The 26623-nt window shown below is 42.5% G+C and carries 27 protein-coding genes; 16 read left to right on the top strand and 11 right to left on the bottom strand.

Features of this window, described 5'->3' with window-relative positions; translation table 11 throughout:
* Nucleotides 1–128 precede the first annotated feature (128 nt).
* Nucleotides 129–635, top strand: coding sequence for a DUF1877 family protein (locus AC4CUX_RS06360; RefSeq protein ID WP_114837815.1), 507 nt, complete (start codon nucleotides 129–131; stop codon nucleotides 633–635).
* Here the strand turns inward: AC4CUX_RS06360 and AC4CUX_RS06355 are convergent.
* The gene (locus tag AC4CUX_RS06355; protein ID WP_201952913.1) at nucleotides 624–1178 is read right to left on the bottom strand and encodes a GNAT family N-acetyltransferase; all 555 of its coding nucleotides are present in this window, start codon (nucleotides 1176–1178) and stop codon (nucleotides 624–626) included. The two genes, AC4CUX_RS06360 and AC4CUX_RS06355, sit on opposite strands and share 12 nt — an antisense overlap.
* A 49-nt stretch (nucleotides 1179–1227) precedes the next feature.
* Nucleotides 1228–1977: an outer membrane protein OmpK gene (locus AC4CUX_RS06350; RefSeq protein ID WP_201952911.1), complete on the bottom strand. Its 750-nt coding sequence runs from the start codon at nucleotides 1975–1977 to the stop codon at nucleotides 1228–1230.
* Nucleotides 1978–2667: 690 nt separating this feature from the next.
* Between AC4CUX_RS06350 and AC4CUX_RS06345 the strand changes: the two genes are divergently transcribed.
* From AC4CUX_RS06345 to AC4CUX_RS06325, 5 genes are all read left to right on the top strand, one after another.
* A complete protein-coding gene (locus AC4CUX_RS06345; protein ID WP_094148409.1) occupies nucleotides 2668–3042 on the top strand; it encodes an HPF/RaiA family ribosome-associated protein in 375 nt (124 codons plus the stop codon).
* Between the two features lie 139 nt (nucleotides 3043–3181).
* Nucleotides 3182–3724, top strand: coding sequence for a hypothetical protein (locus tag AC4CUX_RS06340; RefSeq protein ID WP_004978318.1), 543 nt, complete (start codon nucleotides 3182–3184; stop codon nucleotides 3722–3724).
* Between the two features lie 14 nt (nucleotides 3725–3738).
* Nucleotides 3739–4509, top strand: a complete 771-nt coding sequence (locus AC4CUX_RS06335) for a transporter (RefSeq protein WP_201952908.1) — start codon at nucleotides 3739–3741, stop codon at nucleotides 4507–4509.
* Between the two features lie 19 nt (nucleotides 4510–4528).
* Nucleotides 4529–6355, top strand: coding sequence for a protein-disulfide reductase DsbD (dsbD, locus tag AC4CUX_RS06330; RefSeq protein WP_201952906.1), 1827 nt, complete (start codon nucleotides 4529–4531; stop codon nucleotides 6353–6355).
* A 17-nt stretch (nucleotides 6356–6372) separates the two neighbouring features.
* Nucleotides 6373–7011 (top strand): glutathione S-transferase family protein, encoded by a 639-nt coding sequence (locus AC4CUX_RS06325; protein ID WP_201952903.1) that lies wholly within the window; start codon nucleotides 6373–6375, stop codon nucleotides 7009–7011.
* Here the strand turns inward: AC4CUX_RS06325 and AC4CUX_RS06320 are convergent.
* A complete protein-coding gene (locus AC4CUX_RS06320; protein ID WP_201952900.1) occupies nucleotides 7008–8243 on the bottom strand; it encodes a GGDEF domain-containing protein in 1236 nt (411 codons plus the stop codon). The genes AC4CUX_RS06325 and AC4CUX_RS06320 overlap by 4 nt on opposite strands.
* A 247-nt stretch (nucleotides 8244–8490) precedes the next feature.
* Between AC4CUX_RS06320 and AC4CUX_RS06315 the strand changes: the two genes are divergently transcribed.
* Nucleotides 8491–9057, top strand: coding sequence for an FMN-dependent NADH-azoreductase (locus tag AC4CUX_RS06315; protein WP_201952897.1), 567 nt, complete (start codon nucleotides 8491–8493; stop codon nucleotides 9055–9057).
* A gap of 72 nt (nucleotides 9058–9129) precedes the next feature.
* Here the strand turns inward: AC4CUX_RS06315 and AC4CUX_RS06310 are convergent, their stop codons facing one another.
* The gene (locus AC4CUX_RS06310) at nucleotides 9130–10041 is read right to left on the bottom strand and encodes an alpha/beta hydrolase (protein ID WP_104221641.1); all 912 of its coding nucleotides are present in this window, start codon (nucleotides 10039–10041) and stop codon (nucleotides 9130–9132) included.
* Nucleotides 10042–10196: 155 nt separating this feature from the next.
* Here AC4CUX_RS06310 and AC4CUX_RS06305 point away from each other — a divergent pair, with 155 nt between their 5' ends.
* A complete protein-coding gene (locus tag AC4CUX_RS06305) occupies nucleotides 10197–10634 on the top strand; it encodes a DUF2147 domain-containing protein (RefSeq protein WP_201952894.1) in 438 nt (145 codons plus the stop codon).
* 49 nt (nucleotides 10635–10683) lie between these two features.
* On the opposite strand, the gene AC4CUX_RS06300 is transcribed toward AC4CUX_RS06305, so the two are convergent.
* Complete coding sequence (locus tag AC4CUX_RS06300; RefSeq protein WP_058870519.1) at nucleotides 10684–11034, bottom strand: Spx/MgsR family RNA polymerase-binding regulatory protein; 351 nt, start codon at nucleotides 11032–11034, stop codon at nucleotides 10684–10686.
* A gap of 451 nt (nucleotides 11035–11485) precedes the next feature.
* Nucleotides 11486–12304: an exodeoxyribonuclease III gene (locus AC4CUX_RS06295; protein WP_201952891.1), complete on the bottom strand. Its 819-nt coding sequence runs from the start codon at nucleotides 12302–12304 to the stop codon at nucleotides 11486–11488.
* Nucleotides 12305–12343: 39 nt separating this feature from the next.
* Between AC4CUX_RS06295 and pyrE the strand changes: the two genes are divergently transcribed.
* Nucleotides 12344–12994, top strand: coding sequence for an orotate phosphoribosyltransferase (gene pyrE, locus AC4CUX_RS06290; protein ID WP_004691742.1), 651 nt, complete (start codon nucleotides 12344–12346; stop codon nucleotides 12992–12994).
* A gap of 49 nt (nucleotides 12995–13043) precedes the next feature.
* On the opposite strand, the gene AC4CUX_RS06285 is transcribed toward pyrE, so the two are convergent.
* The 4 genes from AC4CUX_RS06285 to AC4CUX_RS06270 all read right to left on the bottom strand — a co-directional run bounded on the left by AC4CUX_RS06285 (nucleotide 13044) and on the right by AC4CUX_RS06270 (nucleotide 17153).
* Nucleotides 13044–13892: a methylated-DNA--[protein]-cysteine S-methyltransferase gene (locus AC4CUX_RS06285; protein WP_201952887.1), complete on the bottom strand. Its 849-nt coding sequence runs from the start codon at nucleotides 13890–13892 to the stop codon at nucleotides 13044–13046.
* Between the two features lie 188 nt (nucleotides 13893–14080).
* Nucleotides 14081–16306, bottom strand: coding sequence for a TonB-dependent receptor (locus AC4CUX_RS06280; protein WP_490792241.1), 2226 nt, complete (start codon nucleotides 16304–16306; stop codon nucleotides 14081–14083).
* Between the two features lie 196 nt (nucleotides 16307–16502).
* Nucleotides 16503–16700 carry a DUF3565 domain-containing protein gene (locus AC4CUX_RS06275; protein ID WP_159152743.1) on the bottom strand — a complete coding sequence of 66 codons (198 nt, stop codon included), beginning with the start codon at nucleotides 16698–16700 and terminating at the stop codon, nucleotides 16503–16505.
* A complete protein-coding gene (locus tag AC4CUX_RS06270; protein ID WP_201952881.1) occupies nucleotides 16701–17153 on the bottom strand; it encodes a MarR family winged helix-turn-helix transcriptional regulator in 453 nt (150 codons plus the stop codon).
* 180 nt (nucleotides 17154–17333) lie between these two features.
* Here AC4CUX_RS06270 and AC4CUX_RS06265 point away from each other — a divergent pair, with 180 nt between their 5' ends.
* Complete coding sequence (locus AC4CUX_RS06265; protein ID WP_201952878.1) at nucleotides 17334–17816, top strand: glutathione peroxidase; 483 nt, start codon at nucleotides 17334–17336, stop codon at nucleotides 17814–17816.
* Nucleotides 17817–18031: 215 nt separating this feature from the next.
* The gene (gene gshB / locus AC4CUX_RS06260) at nucleotides 18032–18976 is read left to right on the top strand and encodes a glutathione synthase (protein ID WP_058870511.1); all 945 of its coding nucleotides are present in this window, start codon (nucleotides 18032–18034) and stop codon (nucleotides 18974–18976) included.
* Nucleotides 18977–19022: 46 nt separating this feature from the next.
* On the opposite strand, the gene AC4CUX_RS06255 is transcribed toward gshB, so the two are convergent.
* On the bottom strand, nucleotides 19023–20174 hold the full coding sequence (locus AC4CUX_RS06255) for an IS4-like element ISAbe18 family transposase (protein WP_019384352.1): 1152 nt from the start codon (nucleotides 20172–20174) through the stop codon (nucleotides 19023–19025).
* Nucleotides 20175–20734: 560 nt separating this feature from the next.
* Here AC4CUX_RS06255 and murG point away from each other — a divergent pair.
* The 5 genes from murG to ftsA all read left to right on the top strand — a co-directional run bounded on the left by murG (nucleotide 20735) and on the right by ftsA (nucleotide 26463).
* Nucleotides 20735–21832: an undecaprenyldiphospho-muramoylpentapeptide beta-N-acetylglucosaminyltransferase gene (gene murG / locus AC4CUX_RS06250; protein ID WP_201952875.1), complete on the top strand. Its 1098-nt coding sequence runs from the start codon at nucleotides 20735–20737 to the stop codon at nucleotides 21830–21832.
* A gap of 12 nt (nucleotides 21833–21844) precedes the next feature.
* Nucleotides 21845–23293 carry a UDP-N-acetylmuramate--L-alanine ligase gene (gene murC / locus AC4CUX_RS06245; RefSeq protein ID WP_005401502.1) on the top strand — a complete coding sequence of 483 codons (1449 nt, stop codon included), beginning with the start codon at nucleotides 21845–21847 and terminating at the stop codon, nucleotides 23291–23293.
* Between the two features lie 56 nt (nucleotides 23294–23349).
* Entirely contained in the window at nucleotides 23350–24279 is a 930-nt protein-coding gene (locus AC4CUX_RS06240) for a D-alanine--D-alanine ligase (RefSeq protein WP_078425094.1), read from the top strand.
* Nucleotides 24280–25134 carry a cell division protein FtsQ/DivIB gene (locus AC4CUX_RS06235; protein ID WP_094148484.1) on the top strand — a complete coding sequence of 285 codons (855 nt, stop codon included), beginning with the start codon at nucleotides 24280–24282 and terminating at the stop codon, nucleotides 25132–25134.
* A 66-nt stretch (nucleotides 25135–25200) separates the two neighbouring features.
* Complete coding sequence (ftsA, locus tag AC4CUX_RS06230; protein WP_201952872.1) at nucleotides 25201–26463, top strand: cell division protein FtsA; 1263 nt, start codon at nucleotides 25201–25203, stop codon at nucleotides 26461–26463.
* Nucleotides 26464–26623 lie beyond the last annotated feature (160 nt).

Here is a 26623-nt window from a genome sequence, read left to right as displayed (position 1 = left end):
CCTTTGGGTTGGAAGTAAAGGTTGGTCGTCTTTAACTTTGTATGAAAAATTACTCATACAAATTGTTTGAGCAGTGTGCTTTTAGACGCGTTAAGCTAAGGGAAAGCAACAACAATAAGAGCAGCCATATGGACACATTATTATTAAGTATTCCGCCCAATGCTTTGGAAACGTTGATTTTAGAATCTATTTCTGTCGACGATGTGCTGAATTCGGAGCACATCGAGTCACATCTGCTTTTAGGTAAAAACTGGAAAATCTTACAGACCTTATTGGAAGGCAGTTTTAAGTCTGGCACTTCTTTACTGGCTTTGAGTTTGCAAGCCGAGCATCACTTGGCAGAGCGCCAAAAACAACTTACAGAGGTACGTTATAACACCGCGGTGCGTGTGGTTGAAGTCCAGGAAGCTTTAGCAAAATTGGATATCGAAGACTTTAAAAAGCATATGCAAACCAATTGTTTGAAACGCTTAGAACAGGAACATGGCATCCAGACCGAATCGATTGAATTGCAATTTGCCGAGTTGAGTTTAGTCTTTGCTCAGCTCAGAAACTTTTATGAACATGCGGCCAAGCATACCTATGCCGTGATCAGCGTCACCAGTGACAAGTTAGTCCCGACCTCACTGATTTAACAGCAGTTGCATCAACACCAGATCACGCCATTGCCCAAACTTTTGTCCGACTTGGGGCATATGGCCAGTTTGTACAAAGCCAAACTTTTCATGCAAAGCAATTGAAGCCAGATTGGCGTGGTCTATTCCTGCAACCATGACATGCATGTGCTGCATTTTTGCTTGTTCAATCAAATACGCTAAAAGCTGTTGACCTAAGCCCTGACGGGCATAGTTGGGTGAAATATAAATCGAGTGCTCAACGGTATAACGATAGCCTGAAAAATTACGGAAGGTGGCATAGTCTGCAAAGCCAGCAATAGCCTGCGTTTCTTGGTCTTCCACCACGCAAAATGGAAATTGGTTTTGTTGAAAGTGTAGTAGTTGTTTTTGGAAATGCGCTAAATCATAGGCATGTTCATTCCAAGTGGCCATGCCATGTAAGACTTCTGCATTATAAATGTTTTGGATCTCGGGCAGATCGTGTTCAGTGGCTGGACGAATGAGAAAAGACATGAGGGCAAGGTTGTATGCGTTGGGAGGGGTATCATGCTGCTTTTGCATAAAAAAAAGCAAGACAGAAGTCTTGCTTTTGGATATTCACAAAAGTGAATTAGAAGTGGTATTTGATTAATGCACTTACGTCATTTTGGTCTAAACCTTTGATGGCGTATTTGTTGTTCCAAACTGAGTGCTCAACACCCACATAAAGACGTGTATCTGGAGAAATGTGTTTACCTACATTCCATTTCCATTGAGTTGTCCAGTTTAACTCACTTGCATGAGTTGCATTTTCACCTGTTGACCAGTCAAGGAAGCCGTCAATAAGAAAATCTTCTGAACCAAGTTTAACTGGGATACCGTAGGCAGCAGTCATTTGGTAGTCATCAGTAGTCCCTTTTTCATTGTCTGCTTTGTAGAAGTTAAGCTGAGCATATTGGAAATAAGGAATAGCAAGATCAAAACCAATACCATAGAGGTAGTTATTGAAGTCTGCACCTGGGTAGTTAGAGCTGTTCGCTTCCCATGTTCCTGCAATTAAAATATCTTTGATTGGACCAGCTTCTAATTTAGTCCCTGTCACTGCGCTTAAGCTTAAACGAGGAGAAAGCTCGAAATATGTGCTGTTTTCAAAGTCATTGTGAGCACGGTCAGCAAAGCCGAAAAAATCACCATATTTTAACTTAGCAGTATATTCTACAGTTGCAGTCGTTTGCTGGTTGTTGTCATCCATATTTACAGGATGAGCATAGTTTTCACCATATAAACCAGTGATGCTAAAGTCTTGCCAAATTGGCGCAGCTTGAGAGATTGCCGCAGCAGAAGATAATGCTAAGAAAGCAGCAAGTTGAGTCAGTTTCATGAATATTTCCCCAAAAAATCGGATACAGGATACCGATTATTAAGCAAAAATAAAGCCAAATTTGACGAATGTCATGGAAAATAAACTTGAAAATGAGCCATTTTTTATACTTTTTTTACCAAATGGTTTAATGTTACCTTTCAGGCATGACACTTAATTTGATATGGAGCTTCTTGGAAAAAATGTTAGGTGATTGAATAATAAATTTAGCAATATCGACATGATACAGCTCGGGAAAATCCTAGAATGCAACAGGGTTTGCACTTATTTGGGGATGTTTGCAAAGAATGAATGATCGATGTTTGCAGTCATTCCTGCCGTAATTGAAGTTGTCATAATCATTAGATTTTTTTGTTTATTCTAGCCAATGAAGTCACGTGAATAGTTAGAAGATGGAATCAAATCCATCTGTTTTTAGCCATGCAAGTAAGGGCTTGTCACAATAAGTATCCTTTTCATATTTTTTTAAAAATATCACTTGCATAATTTTCAGTTAGGCCCGATATTCAAAGGAGAAGGACACAGATCTGCAGACTCAAAAGTGTTCATCATTCAATCGATGGAGGTTACATTCCAAAGCAATTGAAGATGGTCGAATACTGTTAAAACAGTAAGTTACAAGTGTGCCAAGAGATAAAAATCTTCGTACAAAAAAAGAGTCGAATAAAGAAAGAGAGAGGATGTTATTTTATGAACATAGAAATCCGTACAGATAAAAACATTCAAAATAGTGACCGTTTAATTAGTTATATACGCGAAGAGCTGAATCAAGAATTTCAACGTCACAGTGAGCGAATTACCCACTTTTCAGTGCATCTAAGTGATGCCAATAGCCATAAAGGCGGAGATGACGACATTCAATGTATGATTGAAGCGCGTCCAGCAGGTTTAAAACCCGTGGTTGTAAATCATAAAGGTCATAATGTCGATACTGCGATTCATGGCGCGATCGATCGCCTGAAACGTAGTTTAGAACATACCTTTGAAAAAAATGATAAACCACGTACTGGCCAACCTGTATATGCAGATCAGGATGATGGCCTAGTTGATGATGAGGAAGATTAAACCTCACCGAATTTGAAAAAAGCCCCTCAATCAGGGGCTTTTTTCATGCTGGGCACTCACTTTTATCCAACATTACGGATAACAAATGTCCCGTTTATTCGGCATAATAGAATAAACTGAATTGAAGAGCGTCATCTCCATGTTAACCGCGCAACAACAAGCTTTCGTGCAAGCACTTGAAGAATTAGATCTTCAACAAGTTCAACGTCTATTGACCGATGGGTTAAGTCTCAATTTTATCGATCCTGAAAAAGGACCTGTGATTTCTGTTTGGTCAGACGGCTTATTCAAATGGTGGGAAGCGATTTGCGAAGCGTATGAAGCAGGTGCGCCACTGTCAGAACAAGAAAAACAACAGACTCTAGCGGTACATTTAGATATTTTAGAACAACTGATTCATGGCAAAGCAAACTTGCATTTGTGGGATACGGAAGAAATTTATGGCCCACTTTGGGATGCGGCAAGTGCTGCATGTGCGCCAGCGGTCAAACGTTTATTGGACGAAAAAGTCGATCCAAACACCAAAGATGAAGATGGCTTAACTATTTTATCCTCCATTAGCGATTTATTCTTTGATTGTGAATTTGACGAAATTAATTGGGCCGAAGCATTGGCTGAAGAAAAGCAAACCTTAGAGTTGCTTCGTCAGCATGGCGCAAAAATGACAAAAGAATTAGCTTAAACAGCGAGATCATCATGATGCAATTAAAACATTTAGGTTTATGTGTAGCCGCTGGGTTCAGTATGAATGCGATGGCAGCAGATTTTTCTTTTGATCGTCCTGGTTCGGGCATAGGGACAGGGATTACACCTGTGGGGCAGTTGGCTTGGGAGCAGGGCTTGGCCAATGCGCACTATGCTGAATCGACCACGGCTGATGGTGAAAAAGTCAAAACCACCAGCTTAAATGCAGATATGTTATTGCGCACAGGTTTAGCTGAAAACATCGAATTGCAATTGGGTTGGGCTGGACCTTCTTGGCAACAAGTGAAAGTGGCAGGCAATAAGTCTGAAACAGACGGTTTGGGTGATGTCAGTGTCGGTGTGAAAGCGGCGATTCCCTTGGATGATGAGCGCTTGAGTATGGCAGTGCTGGCTGAAGCGATTATTGCCACAGGTAATGATGGTTTCACCAATGAAGATGATATTTATAGCCTGTCATCTGTGGTGGCATACGATTATAGCGACCTCGTGTCGACATCCATCACCATGCGTTATGAAGTGCAAAATAGTGATTGGGCCATTTCTGCGATTCCGACTTTAGAATATCAATTTACCGATAAACTCAGTGGTTTTTCTGAATTGGTTTACCGTAAAGCAGAAAGTCAAGACAATGAATATGCGCTCGGTACAGGTGTCATGTATGCGGTGAATAATCGGATGCAGTTGGACGCAAGTGTTGGTGTCGACTTAAATGGTGCAGATAAAAGTTATTATTCAGGCCTTGGCGTTTCATACTTATTTTAATTAGAAAAAAGAACATATTATGAAAAAGCATCTTCATCTGAAACAGGGGATGAGCGGCAAAACGTGGTATCTGGCGCTGTCAGTATTGATCATCAATCTGTGTATCTGGGCCAGTATCCTAAACGTTCATGCGGAAACTCCACTTCTTTCAGCTGAAGATGCTTTTCCATTTACAGTGGAATCCACGACTGAGCATAAGGCTCAACTGCACTGGAATATTCCTGAACAGTATTATCTGTATCAGCACAAATTTGAAGTGCAACAGGCGGGTCAGCCCCTTAAGCTTGAGCTACCGCCTGCGCATGATCTGTATGATGAAAACTATGGACACACCCAAGTTTATTATCAACAAGTGCAATTTGACTTAGATACACAGGCCTCGCAGACCTATAAGGTGACTTGGCAAGGCTGTGCCAAAGATCGTATTTGCTATCCGCCGCAAAGCATTGAGTTTAAAACGGATGTAAATGGTTTGGTCAGCCTACAAGACCAAGCAGGTGGATCAAAACGACTGTTAGATTTAGCCGCGCAATCGAATCCGCAATTTGAGCCGATCAACCCCACAGTCACTGCTGAACCCGCCGCAACAGCTTCTGATACGATGGCTGCGCAAGATCAAATTTGGTCTGAAGAGTTAGCCAAAAGCTCGTTGGCCTATGGTTTATTACTGTTCTTTGGCCTCGGGATATTACTGGCGTTTACGCCGTGTTCTTTACCGATGTTGCCGATTTTAACCTCTTTAATTATTCGCGATAGCAAAGGCCTCAAAGCATGGATGATTGCCTTGGTCTTTGTGTGCAGTATGGCCATGGTCTATGCCATTTTGGGCTTGGTGGCCTCATCTGCAGGTTTGAACTTTCAGCGTTGGTTACAACAGCCATCCACCCTGATTGCTTTTAGCATTCTTTTTGTTTTATTCGCGCTCAATCTATTTGGTTTGTTTGAACTTAAATTGCCGCAAGCCGTGGTGAATAAACTCGATCATATCCAGTCTATGCAAAAGGGTGGCAGCCTGATCAGTGCTGCGATTATGGGCATGATCTCTGCGCTGTTGGTTGGACCGTGTATGACGGCGCCTTTGGCAGGCGCTTTACTATTTATTTCACAGACACAAAGTCAGTGGCAAGGGGCCATTTTGTTGTTCACCTTAGGCTTTGGTATGGGTACACCGCTGTTACTGGCAAGCGTACTGGGCGCTAAGGTATTGCCTCGTGCTGGGCTGTGGATGAATCAGGTTCGGGTATTCTTTGCTTTCATCATGTTGGCTTTGGCGCTGTATTTTGTGCGTCCTTTGCTTTCTGAAACATGGATGCAAGCACTGAGTCTGCTGCTAGGGTTAAGCTTTATCATCTATGTGTTGTATCGTTTGATGTGGCATAAAACGCAATTGCGTATGCTGTACATCGTGGCTCTAGTCATTGGCGGGACGTATATTGCTTATAGCCAATATCAGCAGAGTCAGCGTTTCTTTGAAGCACCAATGGCTGCATCTGAGCGTTGGCATGTGGCAGCGACGGCAACGGAGTTTAAGCAGCTCTTGGCACAAGCACCAAAAGGTCAAAAGATTATTGTCGATGTCTATGCGGATTGGTGTGTTGCTTGTCAGCCGATTGAACACCGTATATTAAAGTCTGCAAAGGTACAGCAAGCGCTTGCGCCATATTATTTGATTAAATTGGATTTGAGTCATTACGATGCAACCCATCAAGTGCTCTTAAACCAGTGGGATATTTTAGGACCACCGACCTATCTATTCTTAGATGCCTCACAACAAGAAATTCGTGGTTTACGTTTAACCGGTGCATTTACTGAGGCTGAACTGCTAGCTCAATTACAACGTTTTTAACCTGAAGGAGAGCGGGTATGCAACGTTTATATATTGCCAATAAAAATTACTCCAGTTGGTCGATGCGAGCATGGTTGGTATTGACCGCATTTAACATTGATTTTGAAGAGGTACTGGTTCGCTTTGATGCGACAAACCCCAGTTTTAAAGAGCAACTGTCCCACATTCATGCCAATGCTAAAGTGCCCGTATTGGATGTGGGTGAATTTAAAATTTGGGATTCTTTAGCCATCTGTGAATATTTGGCCGAGCAAAATCATGATTTAGCCCTGTGGCCCAAACTGACCCATTTGAGAGCACAAGCACGTAGTATCAGTTGTGAGATGCACAGTAGTTTTATGGCACTACGCCAATTGTGCCCCATGCATATTCAAACGCAGTACAGCATAGCCGAGGGGCAAGCTTTGTGGGCGCAGCATGCTGAATTAAGAGCAGATGTCGAACGAATTGAACAAATTTGGGCACAGCGCGCAGATGAACATCCCTTTCTATTTGGTGATTTTTCTATAGCCGATGCCTTCTATGCCCCTGTAGTGATGCGTTTTAAGAGTTATGCACTGCCTGTATCTGAACGCAGCCAGCAGTATATGCAACACATTATGCAGCATCCTGCGGTCATAAAATGGGTCGACGCGGCACAGGCAGAAGCAGCTTAGTTAGGTGAAATGTGGTGTTTGTCACCACATGCAGCGCTATCTTTGATCTCACCGGGATTGATTTCTAAATAGCATTTGATTTGATTACGTCCACTGGTTTTAGCGGCATAGAGTGCTTTGTCTGCTTGACTCAAAACTTGCTGAGGTCTGAGTCCATGGTGAGATTGTGCAATACCAAAACTAGCTGTAACGCGGATAGATTGACCTTCATCATTGCTAATGACTAAAGCCTCGATGGTAGTGCGATAACGTTCCGCAATTTGATGGGCTTTAGGGAGTGAAGCATGTTTTAAAATAAGGATAAACTCCTCTCCGCCAAAGCGCCCCACTAGGTTATGTTTTTGTATCTGGTTATTTAATTCTTGGCTCACAGCGATGAGCACGTTATCTCCCATATGATGTCCAAATTGGTCATTGATGCTTTTAAAATGATCGAGATCTAAGAGGATGACGGCATAGGGATTATGCGGATCTTGCTGATGCAAATACTCCAAACTTTGGCTAATACGGCGACGGTTAAATGTATTGGTCAGTGGGTCGATCTGACTTAAATGTTGAATGAGTCGTTCACGATGTCGCCATTGGCTAAGTAAAATTTCAAATAAAATCAGACAAGTGATTAGGATGGGAATAACGAAATACAGCATCGACAGGAGCCAAAACCCATTGAGAAAGAGTTGGCCATCAATCTGAAAAATAGGAGCATAAGGAATCACATCAATAAAACTGAGATAGCCTGAGAAGGTTAAGAAGCATGTAGCAGGGACTAACATCGCATACACGATCTTTCGCTCAAATAACACCAAACCCACAGCGATCAGACAAATATAGATCACCATAGTGACAGGGCTAAACACCCCAATCATATAACCGTTATAGCAAAGTGAAATGATTAAAATTCCAATCGCAATATAAGGGAGGAATCGTTTTGCCCAAGCTTGTTTTTGTAGGGCATAGCAAGGGTAAATCAAACCCAATAACGTGATGAAAAAAATGGAATTAATAACCAATTTGTGGCGCAAAAGGTTAACATTAACGACATGCCAATATTCTGAGTTGAGAAGTACATAAGTCTCCCAAACTAACCAGATCAAATTGACACAACAGCCGAGAACAAGGATTAAAATACACTTTTTCAAGGTATCCCAGTTCATAATCACTTCCTCTTCAAGTAGATAATGAGAAAGTTTGCTGTTGCTTAGCTGTTTAGATATTGAGAACCATGAACTCATTCAATCGTTTCATCCTTGATATATCCGCTTTGTTTTTTAAAATAATGTGATTGATTTCTTATACATTGCTTTCAACATATCACAATCTTATAAATAGACGGTATCAAAGGTGACGAACTGAGTATGTAGCTCAGCAGGGAAAGACCATTCTATTTTTAGAATATAGTGTTTTGAATAGGTCTATTATTCTAAGGATAATCTTATTTTAAAATGCAGCTATTCAATAAAGATTATGTTGGAACATCCCATGAAAGTTTTACACATCGATTCAAGTATTATGGCGGATACCTCTGTATCTCGTCAGTTGAGCCAAGCCATTGTTTCGCAACTCAGCGAAAAGCATGCGCAAGTTGAGGTTGAATATTTGGACTTGGCAACGCAACCGATTCCACATTTAGACGCAGAAATTTTAATGGGTCAAAATGCAGAACAATCGGCTTTGGGCGAACGTATTATTCAACAATACTTAGATGCGGACGTTGTGGTGATTGGTGCGGCGATGTATAACTTCGGGATTACTTCGACTTTAAAAGCATGGATTGATCGCATTAGTGTTGCAGGTCGTACCTTTAAATATACGGAAAATGGCCCTGTTGGTTTGGCTGGTGACAAGAAAGCCTATATTGCCAGTAGTCGTGGTGGTGTCTATGGTGAAAATAGTCCTGTTGACTTCCAAGAAGGCTTCTTAAAAACTGTCTTTAATTTTACTGGTGTGACCGATGTTGAAATCATTCGTGCTGAAGGCGTGAATATGGGCCCAGAGCTGAAAGACAAAGCCATTGCAGCAGCTTTAGCGCAGGTGCAAGCGATCTAATAACAATAACTGTAGTTCCATGATTCCTCATTTGGTCAGCGTTCAGCTGACCTTTTTTTATGCGGGATGTGTCTAGTCTTGGTCGAGCGCTTGAGCAAACGCTGCGATATCATCCAAAGCCATTTTAGCTTCTGTAAACCATGCATTAAACATTTGAAAGTTATGCCACATGCCTGTGTATAGTTTAAATGTTACGTCTACGCCAGCCTTGGTCGCTTTATCTCTAAACCGCTGTGCATCGTCCAAGAGAATTTCTTTCGAACCGACTTGTACAAGGGTCGGTGGGAGGTCTGCTAAATCGTCAAATAAAGGTGAAACAAGTGGGTCGGCGGGGTCGATTTGCTCTGGAACATAATAGTCGATGCCTGTTTCAAGGGCTTCGATGGATAACAGTGCATCGAGCTTGCTGTTATAGCGAATAGATTCACTGGTTAAGCTTAAATCCAAAAATGGCGAAAGCAGAATCAGCCCACTGACTTGAGGACGTTGCTCATCACGAATGCGCAGCGCCAAGGCTAGAGCTAAATTTGCACCACATGAATCCCCCGATAAAATAATGTCTTTGGCTTGTATCCCTTGTTCCAATAATAACTGATAAACATCAAACAGCGCATCAATGGCCTCAGGATAGGGGTGTTCGGGTGACAAAGGATAGTCAAGGTGAATGACTTGCATTTGTGTGCTGGCTGCAAGGTCTGAGACAAACGCACGGTGGGTATTCATTGAACCTAAAAAGAAAGCTCCACCATGAATATGCAAAATGAGCTGAGTGGCTTCAGTTTCAGGTTTTAACTCTTCCGCACGCAGGCCTGCAAGACGTAGAGGACGAATCTGGATCGACTTATTGAGCGGAAATGCACGACACATTTGTTCAAGAAGAAAACGCTGACTACTGGGTGGGAGACTAAAGCGACTTGGGGTTCGAATCGTGGTTTTTAAAAACTGCTCTGTAATGATTTGTTTCCATGGATCGGCAATCTTCATAGTTATTCCATTTTGTTATTTGTTTTACCTTGAGTTTGTGTATTTACCAACATAATTTACAAGGTTACACTAATTGGTCACATTGAAAAATTGAAAAATTGTTGTGACTTTTTAATAATGATAGTCGTCTATACTAGACTAGGGAAATGACAAAAATGAAAAAAATTGCACTTGCGTTAAGCGTACTAGGATTAACCGCTCTAGCTCATGCAGCAGATCCGCTGAATGGCACTGTTTGGAAAACGATTGATGACAAAACTAAACAAGCGAAAGCCTTGGTTAAATTCACTGAGCAAAAAAATGGAACTTTAACTGCGAGTATTCAAGGTATTTTGACGCCAGGTGAAGAAAATGCATGTACCAAGTGTGAAGGCCCGTATAAAAATAAATCTTTGAAAGGTTTAACGATTGTACATGGTCTGAAAAATGTGGGTGGTACAAGCTATGACGGTGGATCAATTTTAGATCCGCAAACCGGTAAAACCTATAAATTAAAAGGCAACATTGCTACTGGTGGTAAAAAACTAGAGCTTCGTGGTTATATTGGCGTGGCTGCACTTGGCCGTAACCAAACTTGGATTCGCGCGAACTAATCCCATCCAACAAAAAAAGCCGAGCAATTGCTCGGCTTTTTTTGTTTTGTTATGCCTTTAGGGCACGAATTGCATCTTCATTGAAACCCACAATAAAACCCTTCGGGGTTGCAATCACGGGGCGCTTGATGAGGCTGTGATGGGTTGTGAGGGCATCAATCAGTCCTTGCTCTGAAGCTAAAGCAGTGTCTTGTTCTGCTTCAGTCAGCTTACGCCAAGTGGTACCTTTCTTATTCAGGACCACATCTGCCCCAATCTGATCGAGCCATGTTTTGACAGTCGTAGCATCAATGCCTTGTTTTTTATAATCATGAAACTCGTACGCTAAACCTAACTCATTCAGTAGGTCGAATGCTTTTTTCATTGAATTACAATTTTTAATGCCATACACGTTTAACATGGAAAACCCTTCTGAATTTTAAGCTGGGTTTAGAGTAACGGAAAAAGCAGAGCAGCTCTAGTGTCGCGATTTAAGCCAATAGCGTCATCGTCTTGTCATAAAAGCGTTTTAGAATTAAATCAAAGAAAAATAGAATAAAAAAATAAAAAATATTAAAAAGTAGAGACTAAAAAAGAGAAAACCCGCATTTAATCATCCTGATCATGCGGGTCTCATTACAACGTCCATTGTCACATCCTTGAAAACCAACTATATCCATAGTTCGTTTTAATTTCATCCTACGGCGTCCTGTCCTTGTGCTGTCATCCTGACATCGTCCCTTTGCCGTGGAAACATAATGCACTGATTGATTGATCAGAAAAAGACTCAAAAAACGGCAGATAATGTAGGTTAAAAACTCATATTCAGTAAACAAGTGTTTACTGAATATGAGCTAAATACTTAAATTTTTCTAGATTTTGTAGTCAATAATGACAGGTGCATGGTCGCTAAACCATGTTTCTTTATAGACCCAAGCATTGACTGTACGGGCTTTCCAGTCAGGTGAGCACGCTTGATAGTCAATGCGCCAGCCCACGTTCTTCGCTCGGGCCTGTCCTCGGTTTGACCACCACGAATAAAGCTCAGCCTCTGGACGCACTTCACGGAAAGTATCGACATAGCCAAGTTCATCATAAATATGATCGAGCCAAGCGCGTTCGTGCAGTAAGCAACCTGAGGCTTTTTGGTTGCCTGACCAATTTTTAATGTCGATGCGTTTATGCACGATGTTGTAGTCACCACAGACAATCACGGATTTATTTTCATCACGCCATTGTTTCAAAATTTGTTTGTATTCTTCTAAGAAGTGGTCTTTACGTACTTGTGCCTCTTCACCAGAAGAACCCGATGGTAAATAGAGTGAACAAATATACACGTTTTGGTCTAAGCCTAAGTCAAACTCAGCCGAAATAAAGCGGCCTTGAGAATCGGCCAATTCAAAACCAAGTCCATCCGTGACTGAAACAAACGGTAAACGGCTATAAATAGCAGTGCCAGCATACCCTGGACGTTCAGCAGGGAACAGGTGAGTATGCCAACCTTCAGGTTTAAATTTATCGGTCCATTGTTCGTGGGTGATGCGAGATTCTTGCATGCAAATCACATCAGCATCTGATGTGGCAATCCAATCAAAAATCCCTTTTTTTTCTGCAGAACGTAGACCATTTACGTTAATTGAAACTACACGTAAAATTTTTTGATCACTTGGATAGCTACTCTTTGGTATCATGCGCAAGTCTTACCTCAATTTGAAAATACGGAGCACCGCATGACAACGCAAGCGACATTTAACCCTCAAGCTTTTATCGAACTCGCATTATCACGTGGCGTGCTTAAATTTGGTGAGTTTACTTTAAAATCGGGTCGTGTGAGTCCTTATTTTTTTAATGCAGGTCTACTTAATGACGGTGAAGCCTTGTCATTACTGGCATCTGGCTATGCAGCCAAACTGACAGAATGCAACAATGTTGAGGTGGTCTTTGGTCCTGCGTACAAAGGGATTCCTTTTGTTGCTGCAACAGCAGTGGCTTTGTCACAAAATCATGGGGTGAGTGTGCCTTGGGGTTTCAACCGTAAAGAAGCCAAAGATCATGGTGAAGGCGGGGTCTTGGTTGGTGCATCTGTTGCAGGTAAAAAAGTCTGGATTATTGATGACGTGATTACTGCGGGCACAGCAATCCGTGAAGTAGTCACCATTTTGAAAAATGCAGGTGCGCAGATTGCAGGTGTGTTGGTGGCATTAGACCGTCAAGAAAAAGGTCAAGGTGAACTGTCTGCGATTCAAGAAGTCCAAAAAGAATTGGAAATTCCTGTGCATGCACTGGTGACCATGAAAGATTTGATGAATTATTTAGAGGCTAAAGGTGAAACAGAAGCTTTAGCAAAAATGGAAGCCTACCGCGTGAAATATGGCGTCTAAACGTTGAAACAAAAAAAGGAAGCTTTGGCTTCCTTTTTTATTCGCTCTCTCACTCGGTTGGCGTTTGGCTATGCGCACCTTCCCAGCCAATCATCGCAGTTTTACGTGTAGGCCCCCACATATAGCCGCCACGTTGCCCTGAAGACTGAATGACCCGATGGCAGGGAATTAAAAAGGCAAAGGGATTGCTGCCAATGGCTGTTCCGACCGCTCGTGAGGCACGCTCTTGCCCAATCTCTTGAGCAATATGTGCATAACTGCTGAGCTGCCCCATGGGAATTTTAAGCAGACTTTGCCACACCTTGAGCTGAAAGTCGGTGCCTTTTAGATGCAGTTTAATCTCTGATAGGCTTTTTTGATCTTGCTGAAAAATTGCGAGCGCTTTGCGTTGTAATTCATCCTGATCTTCAATAAATGTCGCACGTGGGAACTGTTTTTTCAGATAGGCCAATGCATCCCGATCTACTTCGGTAAAGGCCATATGACAAATCCCTTTAGGGGTCGAGGCAATAATGACGGAGCCAAAAATGGTTTCGGCAAAACTATAGTGAATGTGGAGTGCTTCACCGCCCTGTTTATATTCTGCGGGCGTCATCCCTTCGATTTGGACAAATAAATCATGCAATCGGCTGGTACTAGAAAGGCCAGTGTCAAAGGTTGCTGCAAAAATATTATTTTCTGTGTGATTGTTCAAAACCGACTTTGCATATTCCACACTAACATATTGCAGAAATTTCTTCGGGCTAATGCCTGCCCATTCGCTAAAGATACGCTGAAAATGTGTAGGACTTAAATGTACGTGTTCAGCAATCTCAGCCAAACTGGGTTGCTGTTTGAAGTTTTGTTCAATGTATTCAATTGCCTTTGCCACACGTGCGTAATTGCTACGTTCTGTCATGATTACTCGCGGAAATCATTTAACTTAAGAAAACAGTAACAAATCCAGTCAGGCCTGAAAATCCGTTTCTTGCGCTTTATCAGAAAAGGTTAGAAGCATGCATCGATTGGCTTAGGCACCCCTTGATAAGAATAAAAAAGCGGAACAGTGACCTGTTCCGCTTGAGATGGCGTTTTAACTAAAGGGGTTTAGAACTGGTAGTTCAAACGCATGAGGAAGCTACGTGGTGTACCTGGCATAGAGTCCGAACGCCAATATTCTTTATTGGTCAAGTTACTGACAGCTAAGGTCAGGTTCCATGGATCAGCACTATAACCAATGGCTGCATCGACACGATTGAAACCATCCATCTTGGTCAAGTTATTGATGTTTGGATAGTAAGAGCCCACATAAGTCACACCGACTTCACCATAAAGTTTTTCGGTAGGTAAGTAGCGGACAAATAGGTTGCCTGTATTTTTAGAGGTGTTAGACAATTTATTACCTACATTTTGAGGGTTTTCTTTGTCTTTCTTTACTTCGGCATTAGTATAGCCATAGCCACCACGAACAAATACATTATCCAACACACGGCCAATGAAACTAAATTCTAAACCTTGGGATTGATGTTTTCCACCAACAGCCCATTTATCAAGAATATCTGGGTTTGGTCGGTAGCGAATATTATTTTTACTGATGTCATAAACAGAAAGCTGTGTATTGAGACGCTCATCTAACCAGTCGCTTTTGACCCCAATTTCATATTGTTCATTGTATTGCGGTTCTGCATCATACAAACTTGGATCAGTGTCGACATCAATTGAAATATTGCCTCGTCCACCGTAAGGGGCAAAACTCTTGTTATAAGAGGTATAGAAGCTGTGCTGTGGTGTAGGCTGCCATACAAAGCCAATATTAGGACTTACAGTTGTATCATCATAGTGCTGGGAAATATCTTTTATTTTATTAGTCGATTTAAAATCGTATTGATCATAGCGCACACCGAGCATCATTTTGAGTTCAGGTGTAAAGCTAATCAAATCTTGCACGAAGAAACCTAAACTGCTGCCTTCGTGATAATTATGCTGTCTCATTTGCAAAGGGCCACTACCGCGACTAGATTCGCGTTCACCCGTAAGTGGGTTGACGTAACCATAAATCGCAGAGCCATTTTGATTGGTATTTGCTAAACGTGGTTCGCGCTCTTCATATGCCCAATCACTACCGAATACAAGGTTGTGTTTAATCATACCTGTATCGAACTCGCCTCGAATATCAAAGGTATTGCTGGTGGTTTTGTTGTCAGTTTGCTGCCAGTAGTAAATCTGAGAGATTTCTCCAACATGGCCCTGACATGTGCCCGCATTACGAATGACGGTTGTCTCTGTGGCGCAGTATCCGCCTAAATAGAAATGATCGAAGTTTTGCTTGGCTTGACGGTAACTGGTAGCCCAATGGAAGTTCCAATTGGGTGCAAATTCATAGTTTAAGTCGGAACGAATAACTTGAAGTTCATCTTCGACATAATCGTCTTTTTGAGCAAAACCCGTTTTAATCGATGTTCCAACAGGTAAAACACTATAACTTGGTCCACGGTCTGGTACTCGACCTAATTTGTCATAGGTATATTGCGTGGTCCAAGTGAGGGTTTCATCATCATTTTTATACGTGAAACTTGGTGAGATCATTTCAATTTTACTGTCGATGCCTGAACGGAAACTATCAGCCTCACCGTATTCACCCGTCAAGCGCACAGCCCAATTGTCATTCAACACTTGGTTAATATCTGCTGTTGCGCCGTAGTTATCATAAGAACCCACATAGGTGCCGACGGAGCTTTTCGAGTCAAAGTTGGCGTATTTACTCACCATATTGACCACACCACCGCCCGCACTACGACCGTAAAGTACCGAGGCAGGGCCTTTTAAAATTTCGATGCGTTCAATGTTGGCTGTACTGCGACGCACTTGGCCACTTTCACGGATACCATCACGGTAAATATCACCCGAGTCGGCAGAGAAACCACGGAGGGTGATGCCATCACCGCGCATATCGTAGCTGGTTGAAACACCTGGTGTGCCTTGTAGCATTACACTGAGGTCGTTAGAGCCATAGATTTTATATTTCTGTACATCAATGGTGTCGATGGTTTGAGGAATGTCTTTTTTCTTTAAACCATTCCGTGTGACATTGGCCTGATCATAATCGACATAGCTTTTGATTGGATCAAGTTCACTCATTGCCTCAATTTTTAAGGTGGGCAAAACTGCTGCTGTGCCCGATTTGTTTGTCATCGCTTGCGAGGAGGGGTTCTCATTATTTTGTAGCGTCGCTTCATCCGCATAGGCTGCATGCGCATTTAAAATCATAAAGCTGAGAAGGCTATATTTGAATAGGTTAGAACCACAAAGCGGCTGTGGTGAAGATTTCATCATGATTTAAGGCTCGGAGAGAGTGAATTGCCAATAAAAATGAGAAGTATAATCATTTACTAAAAATGAACAAGACTTACGGTAATATTCATTTTTTCTACATAGTTTTACTGGGTTGAAAAGTACAGCTGTACAGGCTGTTTAATTTTTCTAAAAAATTGATAAATGAGCATTAAAATTTGAAGAAAATGTAAAAGAATTATTTTTGTGCATTTTCCATGCATTTTTTACAGCTTAAAAGAACGCCTATTTTTTCTTGACGTCCTTGCTCAGTTTGTACCCAAGGGCGGTTTTGCCATGGTGGAGTATGGCGGACATGTTGTGTGTGGCCACAGGAAAGCTCCGCCACCCAATGATGTTCTTCATCGAGATGAAAACCGACAATCGCTTGTTGCACTTAAGTATCTCGACTATTGTGTTGAGTCTGTTCTAAGCCATTCAAAAAGCGCTGACACAGTTGATGGATGGCCACCAAATCATCGGGATCTAGACCTAAAGAACACGCCAGCTCAAATGGAATGGCTATAATTTTATCTTTGGCTAAGAGTGCTTTTTCCAGCAGAACGACTTTTTTCATACGTTCATCTTCTTTGACGGCAACACGCTTTAAAAACTGTTTTTCTTCTAGTTTTTTAATAATGGGGGTCAAGGTGCCTGAGTCAAAAAAGGTTTTTTGTCCAATCTCGGTCAGCGTCACATTGTCCTGCTCGTATAACGCCAACAAAACAATAAATTGCGGATAGGTCAGATCGTAAACCTGTAAGCGTGGACGGTATTGACGAACCATGGCATTGGTTGCGGAGTACATGGCAAAACACACGCGGTTTTCTAAAAGAGGGGTGTCCGCCATATTGCATGTCCTTGGGTGTTAATGTCTGTAAAGCAGTATAAATGAAATAGGGGTAAAAGTGTATTGTGTATAATAATATTGTGCGCAAGTTAATTGTGTGCGATATTATTTTAAGAATGAGGTCGGTTCAGAACTTGAAGCGACTTTAATTAATGACATTTGATGAATGGAAGAGATGTAATGAACACAATTTATGATTTTCAGGCTGAACTGTTGGAAGGCGAGCAAAAAAATCTGGCTGATTATCAGGGCAAGGTTTTATTGGTGGTGAATACCGCCAGCCAATGTGGTCTAACCCCGCAATTTGAAGGTTTGGAGCAGTTATATCAGGACTATCAACAGCAAGGTCTGCTGGTTTTGGGCTTTCCCTGCAACCAATTTGCGCAGCAAGACCCTGCGAGTAATGAAGAGATCGGCAGCTTTTGTCAGCGTAACTATGGAGTCTCTTTCCCGATGTTTGCCAAAGTTGACGTGAATGGTCCTACAGCGCATCCGCTGTATCAGTATTTAACGTCTGAGGCGAAAGGCATTTTAGGTAGTCAAAGCATCAAGTGGAATTTCACCAAGTTTCTCATTAACCAAAAAGGGCAGGTGGTGAAACGCTATGCGCCAATTGTTAAACCTGAAAAAATTGCCAAGGATATTCAACGCCTTTTGGCTTAATGGAGACGGTTTGGAAAGGAGCTGTCGCGTGGTAATAGGCGCATACTTCCTTTGTTGAATTGAGCAGTTAGTATCTGATTTGTTACTGCAATGTGTTGTAGTTATTTGAATAAAATAGATTTTTTAATCTTTAATTATTACACAACTTGTTGCACCCAAACCTGAAAACTTCGCTATACTTTTTGCCAAGTTTAAAAAATATGAGCGTGAGAATTATGCGTGTACTGGTAGTGATGGACCCGATTGAAACGGTGAATCTGAAAAAAGATTCCACCATGGCCATGTTATGGGCAGCAAGCCGTCGTGGACATGAGCTGGGTTATGCATTACAACACGATTTATATATCGATCAAGGCAAAGCCTTTGGTCTGATTTCTCCCTTAAAAGTGTTTGAAGACTACGATCATTATTTTGAGTTGGGCGAACAGCAAAAAGAGTCCTTGGCCGATTACGATGTGATCTTGATGCGTAAAGATCCACCGTTTGACATGAACTTTGTCTACACCACCTATATTTTGGAACAAGCAGAACGTGAAGGCGCGTGGATTATCAATAAACCACAGTCCTTACGTGACTGTAATGAAAAACTGTTTGCCACGCAGTTCCCAGAACTCCAAGTCCCTACATTGGTGACTTCACAACAAAGCCTGATCCGTGAATTTATTAAAGAACATGGTGATGTGATTGTGAAGCCCCTTGATGGTATGGGTGGCATGGGAATTTTCCGTTTATATCAAGATGGTGTGAACATTGGCTCAACTTTGGAAATGTTGACGGAAATGGGCACACGTCCGATTATGGCGCAGCGTTATATTCCTGAAATTGTGGAAGGGGATAAACGTATTTTGCTGGTCAATGGTGAACCGATTCCGTACTGCTTGGCGCGTATTCCACAAAACGGCGAAGTCCGTGGGAATTTGGCCGCAGGTGGGTTGGGTCAAGCACGTCCTTTGACTGAAAACGACAAGGCGATTGCCGCAAAAGTGGGACCCTTCTTACGTGAAAAAGGTTTGGTTTTTGTCGGACTTGATGTGATTGGCAACTATGTGACCGAGATTAATGTCACCAGTCCAACCTGTATTCGTGAGATTGATGCACAATTTGGCACCTCGATTGCCGATGATTTATTTGATGTCTTGGAAGCAGGGAAAGCCAGCTAAAACGACAGAAAAGGAACCTGAAATGGCACTGCTGTCCCACAATTTTTCACAAGAGGAAGCTCATTTGAGCTTCCTCTTGTTTTATGGGTATTTTATCGGGTGAAAATAAAGCTTTTAAAGTTCTTCTTTCAAACAAATTCACTTGAATTATTCTGAGTAAACGTTGAACTGTCCAACCTGTTTTCCCTAAATGTTGAGCGAAACTCACCAATAAATAGGCGATCATCGCAATCCAGATTTGTGTCTGAATTGCGTTCCTGCTGCGGCCTAGAAACGCTTTTAATTTGAGATTCTGCTTAATCGCCTTAAAGAACAGCTCAACTTTCCAACGATCTTTATAAATCGCCGCAATGGTGGAGGCGGCTAAATGAAAGTTATTGCTGAGAAAGCTAAAGTGCTTGCCACTTTGCTGATCTCTATATTCAATTCTTCTTAACACTGGGGCTTTTCTTTTTAGGGCATGTGCGCTATTCAGCTGAATGGTTTCATCTTTTAGAATACCTTTGGATTCAAGCACTGGATGTTGCTGGATCACCTGATACACAGATTTAGGCCTAAAACGTGTAACAAATCCAATGTTTTGAGCGGTCAGATTTGCATACCATTGGTAATCGACATAGCCTTTATCAAAAACTACAATGCTGCCAGCAGGAAACTGGAATTTGCGGCCTTGTACCATGTCATTTTCTTTGCCATTTTCAACTGCAACAAACTCAGGAATATCATTGCTGTGATTCAATCCTATGCTGAGTTTCATGCTGGCTTTTGAGTCATGAACTTTGGCCCATTCACATAAGGAAAGCGACAGGTCAATATGACTGGCATCCAAGGAATATAATGGATTCTTAAAGCGAAATTTATGGGCTACTTTTGAGTGTTCATAGTATTTAAGCAACTTGTGAAAGAGCTGTTGGTACAAGGCAGCGGGCTGCTGCTCATTGATTCGTGCCAGTGTACTTCGGGGAATAGACTTTGCTCCGAAATGACTCAGTTTTTCCTGTTGGCACTCCAGATTGGATTGAATATCTCTCAGACTTTGCCTGCAGGAAAGTTGAGACATCAAGATGGCAATAAACTGATCCCATCTTGAAGCCGCTCTAAATTTCTGTCCAACATGGTGTACTTTAGCAAGTTGCTCAAAATCCTGTCGCACGACGGGTTTAATAAGCTGATGAAATACGGTATTCTGATGTGACAAAACCTGAATCCTGGTCGTTAAAGTGTTTGTTTGCACTCATATTTTAACGATTTGGACTCAGGTTTTTTATTTAAATCAAACTATGGGACAGCAGTGCCTGAAATGGTTCCTTTTTTACTTCATGGAGGTGGTCGGTTTTGACATAGAAGTGTACTTTGCTGCAAAGTGTATAAATTTGGTTGAAAATAAAGCGGATTATGTTGCTAGACACTACAAATTTTCATCCTACTCAAATGTATGCACTCAGATTGTATTTCTAGCCGCTAAAATGAAGTGAATTACACTTTAGAATGATGTTAAATATTTGATTCAAATCAGCTTCATTGTTTTATTTTTAAATATCTCCAATTGCACTGTTGAGCCTGATTGTGTGCTGTAGTTTGAGTAAAAATGCACATCTGATAACAAATCTAGTTTAAACTTGAAAATCAGTAGAAAAAAACAATCAAATGCCTGTTGAAAAAAAGTAAATAATCTTTCGCGGCTATGCGTTTGTGATTACAATTGATCGCTTAAAATTGAATTTTGTTTCCATATTTTTAGAATTGAAGAATTAGACTGTGACCGAAGCAACACCAACAAAGCCGAAACATGTAATGATGATGGCTGCCGGAACGGGCGGGCATGTTTTTCCAGCACTTGCTGTGGCTAAGGAATTACAGCAACAAGGCTGTCAAGTCTCGTGGCTTGCTACGCCTACAGGTATGGAAAATCGCCTGCTTAAAAATCACGATATCCCAATTTATAAAATTGATATTCAAGGTGTGCGCGGCAATGGCTTAGTCCGCAAAGTATTGGCACCCTTTAAAATTTTAAAAGCCACTTTAAGTGCAATGCGTTACATGAAGCAGCTCAAAGTCGATGCCGTCGCGGGCTTTGGGGGTTATGTCGCTGGGCCAGGTGGATTGGCTGCGCGCGCACTGGGTATTCCTGTGATTATTCATGAGCAGAATGCGATTGCGGGTTTTACCAATACGCAGTTATCACGTATTGCCAAAACAGTGTGTCAGGCTTTTCCAAACACCTTTGCTGCACAAGATAAAATTGTGACCACGGGCAATCCCGTCCGCAAAGAAATTACGGAAATTTTAAATCCGTCTTGGCGTTATCAAGAACGTGAAAAAGCAGGGGCCATGCTTCGAGTTTTAATTGTGGGTGGCTCGTTGGGTGCACAAGCGTTAAATGAGCGTGTTCCTGAAGCATTGAAGCAATTGAATGTGCCGTTAAGCGTTTATCATCAGTGTGGTCAAAACCATGCAGAGGCGACCCAGGCGCGTTATGCCGATGCCCCTGAACAGCTTCAGGTTGAAGTTCACCCTTTTATTGAAGATATGGCCCAAGCCTATAGCGATGCCGATTTAATTATTTGCCGTGCTGGGGCGTTAACCGTGACCGAGATTGCGACTGCGGGTGTGGCTGCGGTGTTTGTTCCACTGCCAAGTGCAGTGGATGATCACCAAACGGTCAATGCAAAGTTTTTAGCCAATATTGGTGCAGCCAAAATTTGCCCGCAAGCAAGCATGACGCCCGAGAGTTTAAAAGCATTATTATTACCCTTGATGAACCGTCAGTTATTGTCTGAAATGGCAGTGAAAGCACGTCAGCAAGCACAACCCGATGCAACCCAACATGTGGTTCGTTTAATTCAAGCATTGTAAACCGAGTATTTTATGTCGCCATCTACGCCTGCTGATCAAGCAAAAAAGTTAATTAAAGTGCCAGAAATGCGCCGTATTAAGCACATCCATTTTATTGGGATTGGTGGTGCGGGTATGTGTGGTATTGCTGAAGTGCTCAAGAACCAAGGCTACAAAGTCTCAGGTTCAGATATCAAAGCATCAAAAACCACGGCTCAGCTTGAAGAAAATGGCATCAAAGTCTATATCGGGCATACGGCTGAAAATATTCAAGGGGCAAACGTGATTGTGGTGTCGACTGCAATTGATGCAGAAAACCCAGAAATTAAAGCAGCCATTGAAACGCGTACACCTGTGGTGCGCCGTGCAGAAATGCTGGGTGAGCTGATGCGCTACCGTCATGGGATTGCTGTTGCGGGAACGCATGGTAAAACCACGACCACTAGCCTAGTGACGTGTATGTTGGCAGAAGAAAATCTCGACCCAACTTATGTGATTGGCGGTTTGCTGAATCGTACTGGTGTGAATGCAGCACTGGGCGCGAGTCGTTTTATCGTGGCAGAGGCAGATGAATCAGATGCTTCATTCTTGCATTTGCAACCAATGGCCACCATCGTGACCAATATTGATGCAGACCACATGGACACCTACGGTGGTAGCTTTGATGTCCTAAAAGATACCTTTGTACAGTTCTTACAAAAACTACCGTTTTACGGCTTGGCTGTGGTGTGTGGCGATGATGCCAACATTCGTGAAATCATGCCGCGTATTGGTCGTCCATTGATCACGTATGGTTTTAACGAAGACAATGACATTCGTGCAGTGGATATTGAACAAGAAGGCATGCAGTCGCACTTTACCGTATTGCGTAAAGATCGTGAGCCTTTACGTTTAACCATCAATTTGCCGGGTTTACATAATATTTTAAATGCGCTTGCAGCAATCGGTATTGCAACCGATGAAGGGGTATCTGATGCTGCGATTGCACGTGCGTTAGAAAGTTTCAGCGGCGTAGGCCGTCGTTTCCAAGTACAGGGCGAATTTGACATCGACGGCGGTAATGTGAAATTGGTGGATGACTATGGTCACCATCCAAAAGAAGTCGAAGCGACCATTAAAGCTGCACGAGCAAGCCATCCAGACCGTCGTTTAGTGATGATGTTCCAGCCGCACCGTTTTAGCCGTACCCGTGACTGTTTCGATGACTTTGTGGATGTATTGTCACATGTCGATCAGCTGTTGCTGCTTGAAGTCTATCCTGCGGGTGAAAAACCGATTGTGGGGGCAGATAGTCGTTCATTGGCGCGTAGTATTCGTTTACGTGGCGATGTAGAGCCGATTTTGATCGATCCAGTCGAAGGTAATTTGCAGCATGCGTTGAAAAAAGTGTTACAAGCGGATGACTTGTTATTGACGCAAGGCGCAGGTAATGTGGGGGCTATTTCGGTTGAGCTTGCAAGCAATCATTTATATTTAAAATAATCACGTTTTGTGATTACTCAATGAATAAAACAGTCATAAAGTTTAAGGATATCAACGTGTCAAATGCTTCAAAATTCGGCAAAGTAGCGGTGTTGCTTGGTGGTAAGTCTGCTGAGCGTGAGGTTTCTCTAGATAGTGGTGCAGCTGTACTTGAAGCATTGGTTCGTTCGGGTGTAAATGCAGAAGCTTTTGATCCGCAAGAGCGTAGTGTGACCGAATTGGTCGGTTATGACCGTGCGTTTATTGTGTTACATGGTCGCGGTGGAGAAGATGGTCAAATCCAAGGGGTCTTGGAGTGGCTCAATATCCCGTATACCGGAACAGGCGTACAGGGTTCTGCTATTGGCATGGATAAAGTTAAAACCAAGCAAGTTTGGCAGGGTTCAGACTTACCGACAGCACCCTATCGCATCATTAGCCAAGAGTCAGATTTAGCTGAAGTGGTGGCGAATTTGGGTCTTCCACTGATTATCAAGCCGGTACACGAAGGTTCAAGTGTCGGCATGAGTAAAGTTGAAAAAGCAGAAGATTTGGCAGCGGCAATTGCCAAAGCGACCCAACACGATGCTGTGGTGATGGCTGAAAAATGGATTACGGGACGTGAATTCACGATTTCATTTTTAAATGGTCAACCGCTACCTGTGATTCGTCTACAACCTCCTGCGGATGTGGCTTTTTATGATTATGAAGCGAAATATCAGCGTAATGATGTGGAATACGGAATTCCGTGTGGCTTAAGCACTGAAGAAGAGCAAAAGTTGCAAGCGCTTTGCCTCCGTGCATTCCAAGCGGTGGGTGCAAGTGGTTGGGGTCGTATTGATGCGATGCAAGATGAGCAAGGCAATTTCTGGTTACTAGAAGTGAATACAGTACCTGGGATGACCAGTCACTCTTTGGTGCCGAAAGCAGCAAATGCAGTGGGTTATAGCTTTGATGCGCTTTGTGTCCAAATTTTAGAGCAAACATTGACAGGTGCGGCTCACTAAATGGCGCAATTACCTGCTTCTATGCGCCGTAAACGCGCAGCGATTACTTCAATACACGATAAACCACCGACGCGTAAGGAAAAGCTTGCCAACTTTGGTGGTTGGGTGATGTTGGTCGTTGCCGTGGCGGTGCTGTTGGTTGGTATTTATGGCTTATATCAAGTCATGACAGATGCACGCGTGGCCGAACTTGATGTAGTAGGCGTACGTTCTGAGGCGGAAAAGAATCAGGTGATGGGACATGTTTCAGCGGCCATTACCCATAATTATTTCACCTCAGATTTAGAAGAAATTCGTGATCGAACTTTAGAGCTGGCTTGGGTCGATCGTGTGGTGGTTTCGCGGGCATGGCCGAATGCGATTCGCGTTCGCGTCATGCCTCGGCATGCAATTGCACGTTGGGGGACAGGGCGCCTCTTAAGTGACAGTGGTGACGTATTTAGCGAAGTGACACCGAAAAATAATCAGAATTTGCCTTTATTACACGGCCCAATCAGTCAATCTAAAATGATGATGCGCCGTTATAATGAAATTAATCAATTATTCCAGCCAGTCAATCTCCGTTTAAAAGAACTATATTTAACGGAGCGTATGACTTGGTTTATGCAGTTCGATTCAGGTTTACGTGTTATCGTAGATCAGGATCAAACCATGAGTAAGCTGCAACGTTTGAGTTATTTGGCTCAAAGTGATTTGAAGCCAGTTTGGGCCAAAGTATCTGCCATTGATTTGCGTTATCGGAATGGCTTGGCCATCCAATGGAAGAATGCTGCCGCACCAAAGATAGCAAATGGTCATTTTGTTGTAACTATTGATGACACAAGCATTGCAGGTGGAGCAGCAGCAAAGCCATAATACTTGGCTTTAAAACAGAGGCATAAAGCCATAAATTAAACAAACATGTGATGGTAGTAGTAAATAATGAATGAAGCGGTTCCCTCAGTTGTTGCGATTGACATTGGGACGCACAAAGTTTCAGTTTTGATTGGTAAGGTACATGCGCCAGACAATATCCAAGTGATAGGAATGGCAACTGCTCGTAACCGAGGCATGAATAAAGGAAAAATTGTAAGTCTTGATAAAGTCATTACAGCGATAAAAAATGCCGTGCAAGAAGCAGAAGATATGGCTGAATGCCGTGTCCATTCCGCGTGGGTGTCGATCCCAAGTGCCGAGTTAAAAAGCTTTTATGCATCTGGACGAACGCCAGTTGAAAATACTGACCATACAATTACAACAAGTGAAGTGGTTCGTGCATTAGAGTTGGCCAAAGCCAGCCACATGACCTCGGATCATTATTTGGTCAGTGCTGTTCCACTGGGCTTTGAGCTGGATGACTCCACTGAGTGGGTACAAAACCCAATACGGATGTCTGCACATAGCATGATTGGTCATTATCAGTTGATGATGTTACCAATTAGTACCATGCAAAACCTTGATCGGGCCTTAAAAGGTGCCAATATCGGGGTGGAGAAACTGGTGGTGTCTTGTCTGGCAACGGCAGAGGCGAGCCTACTCAAAGATGAAAAAGAGTATGGTGTTTGTTTAGTCGATATTGGTGCAGGTACCACCAATATTGCGGTGTATTTGGATGGTCGTTTGGCGTTGACACATACTTTGCAGCGTGGTGGCGAACATGTCACCCGTGATATTGCTGCTGTGTTACAAACCACCACTGAAGAAGCTGAGCGAATTAAATTACTCTATGGGTGTGTCGACATTAAGTCGGTTAAGCCGGACCATATGATTCAGATCCAAGGGATTGATGGTCCGCAAACGATTAGTCGTATTGAGCTGACTGAAATCGTGATTGCGCGTTATGAAGAAATCTTAGGCCAAGTTCGCCAAGAGCTAGAGCGTAATGGTGCGATTCATGGTTTGTATCATGGTGTGGTGTTAACTGGTGATGCCAGTCAAATCGAAGGTATGGTGACGCTGACTCGTCGTATGTTGGGTGTGTCTGCACATTTGGGTAATCCACCTGTGCAAGTGACAGCAGATGAGCAAAATATTGCCGCACTGCGTCGCTCTCAGTATGCCACTGCTGCAGGTTTGTTGATGTTTAGTCAGAGCGAAACACAAGAAACCATAGTGGAACCAGAAGATACAGAAAAACTGTCTCTGATTAAACGCGTTGGACGTGCTTGGTCTGGACTCTATGAAAAGCTGAAATCTGTTTTTTAAGTTGAATTTTTTTGGAATATTGTTAAGAAGTTGTACAACGCATCGCTTAAACTTGACAAGCTATGGCTTGCACAGCATGCTTAAAAGCAATTTTGTTTATTAAGATCAAGGCAGTATACGGGCTTAAGTGACTGCCAATAACGAATTAGGAAATCTATAG

It is taken from the genome of Acinetobacter sp. 231_lipA (assembly GCF_058243005.1).
Note: the sequence above shows the minus strand (reverse complement) of the source record. Positions and strands in the feature narration are given on the sequence as shown.

Excerpts from the sequence above, each read along its gene's own strand:
- AC4CUX_RS06280 (WP_490792241.1), bottom strand. The coding sequence starts at position 16,306 with ATGATGAAATCTTCACCACAGCCGCTTTGTGGTTCTAACCTATTCAAA.
- AC4CUX_RS06235 (WP_094148484.1), top strand. The coding sequence starts at position 24,280 with ATGGCGCAATTACCTGCTTCTATGCGCCGTAAACGCGCAGCGATTACT.
- dsbD (WP_201952906.1), top strand. The coding sequence starts at position 4,529 with ATGAAAAAGCATCTTCATCTGAAACAGGGGATGAGCGGCAAAACGTGG.
- pyrE (WP_004691742.1), top strand. The coding sequence starts at position 12,344 with ATGACAACGCAAGCGACATTTAACCCTCAAGCTTTTATCGAACTCGCA.
- AC4CUX_RS06300 (WP_058870519.1), bottom strand. The coding sequence starts at position 11,034 with ATGTTAAACGTGTATGGCATTAAAAATTGTAATTCAATGAAAAAAGCA.
- AC4CUX_RS06285 (WP_201952887.1), bottom strand. The coding sequence starts at position 13,892 with ATGACAGAACGTAGCAATTACGCACGTGTGGCAAAGGCAATTGAATAC.
- AC4CUX_RS06360 (WP_114837815.1), top strand. The coding sequence starts at position 129 with ATGGACACATTATTATTAAGTATTCCGCCCAATGCTTTGGAAACGTTG.
- AC4CUX_RS06265 (WP_201952878.1), top strand. The coding sequence starts at position 17,334 with ATGAACACAATTTATGATTTTCAGGCTGAACTGTTGGAAGGCGAGCAA.
- AC4CUX_RS06335 (WP_201952908.1), top strand. The coding sequence starts at position 3,739 with ATGATGCAATTAAAACATTTAGGTTTATGTGTAGCCGCTGGGTTCAGT.
- AC4CUX_RS06355 (WP_201952913.1), bottom strand. The coding sequence starts at position 1,178 with ATGCAAAAGCAGCATGATACCCCTCCCAACGCATACAACCTTGCCCTC.
- AC4CUX_RS06270 (WP_201952881.1), bottom strand. The coding sequence starts at position 17,153 with ATGGCGGACACCCCTCTTTTAGAAAACCGCGTGTGTTTTGCCATGTAC.
- AC4CUX_RS06340 (WP_004978318.1), top strand. The coding sequence starts at position 3,182 with ATGTTAACCGCGCAACAACAAGCTTTCGTGCAAGCACTTGAAGAATTA.
- gshB (WP_058870511.1), top strand. The coding sequence starts at position 18,032 with ATGCGTGTACTGGTAGTGATGGACCCGATTGAAACGGTGAATCTGAAA.
- AC4CUX_RS06305 (WP_201952894.1), top strand. The coding sequence starts at position 10,197 with ATGAAAAAAATTGCACTTGCGTTAAGCGTACTAGGATTAACCGCTCTA.
- AC4CUX_RS06350 (WP_201952911.1), bottom strand. The coding sequence starts at position 1,977 with ATGAAACTGACTCAACTTGCTGCTTTCTTAGCATTATCTTCTGCTGCG.
- AC4CUX_RS06325 (WP_201952903.1), top strand. The coding sequence starts at position 6,373 with ATGCAACGTTTATATATTGCCAATAAAAATTACTCCAGTTGGTCGATG.
- AC4CUX_RS06320 (WP_201952900.1), bottom strand. The coding sequence starts at position 8,243 with ATGAGTTCATGGTTCTCAATATCTAAACAGCTAAGCAACAGCAAACTT.
- AC4CUX_RS06310 (WP_104221641.1), bottom strand. The coding sequence starts at position 10,041 with ATGAAGATTGCCGATCCATGGAAACAAATCATTACAGAGCAGTTTTTA.
- AC4CUX_RS06315 (WP_201952897.1), top strand. The coding sequence starts at position 8,491 with ATGAAAGTTTTACACATCGATTCAAGTATTATGGCGGATACCTCTGTA.
- AC4CUX_RS06295 (WP_201952891.1), bottom strand. The coding sequence starts at position 12,304 with ATGATACCAAAGAGTAGCTATCCAAGTGATCAAAAAATTTTACGTGTA.
- murC (WP_005401502.1), top strand. The coding sequence starts at position 21,845 with ATGTCGCCATCTACGCCTGCTGATCAAGCAAAAAAGTTAATTAAAGTG.
- AC4CUX_RS06345 (WP_094148409.1), top strand. The coding sequence starts at position 2,668 with ATGAACATAGAAATCCGTACAGATAAAAACATTCAAAATAGTGACCGT.
- ftsA (WP_201952872.1), top strand. The coding sequence starts at position 25,201 with ATGAATGAAGCGGTTCCCTCAGTTGTTGCGATTGACATTGGGACGCAC.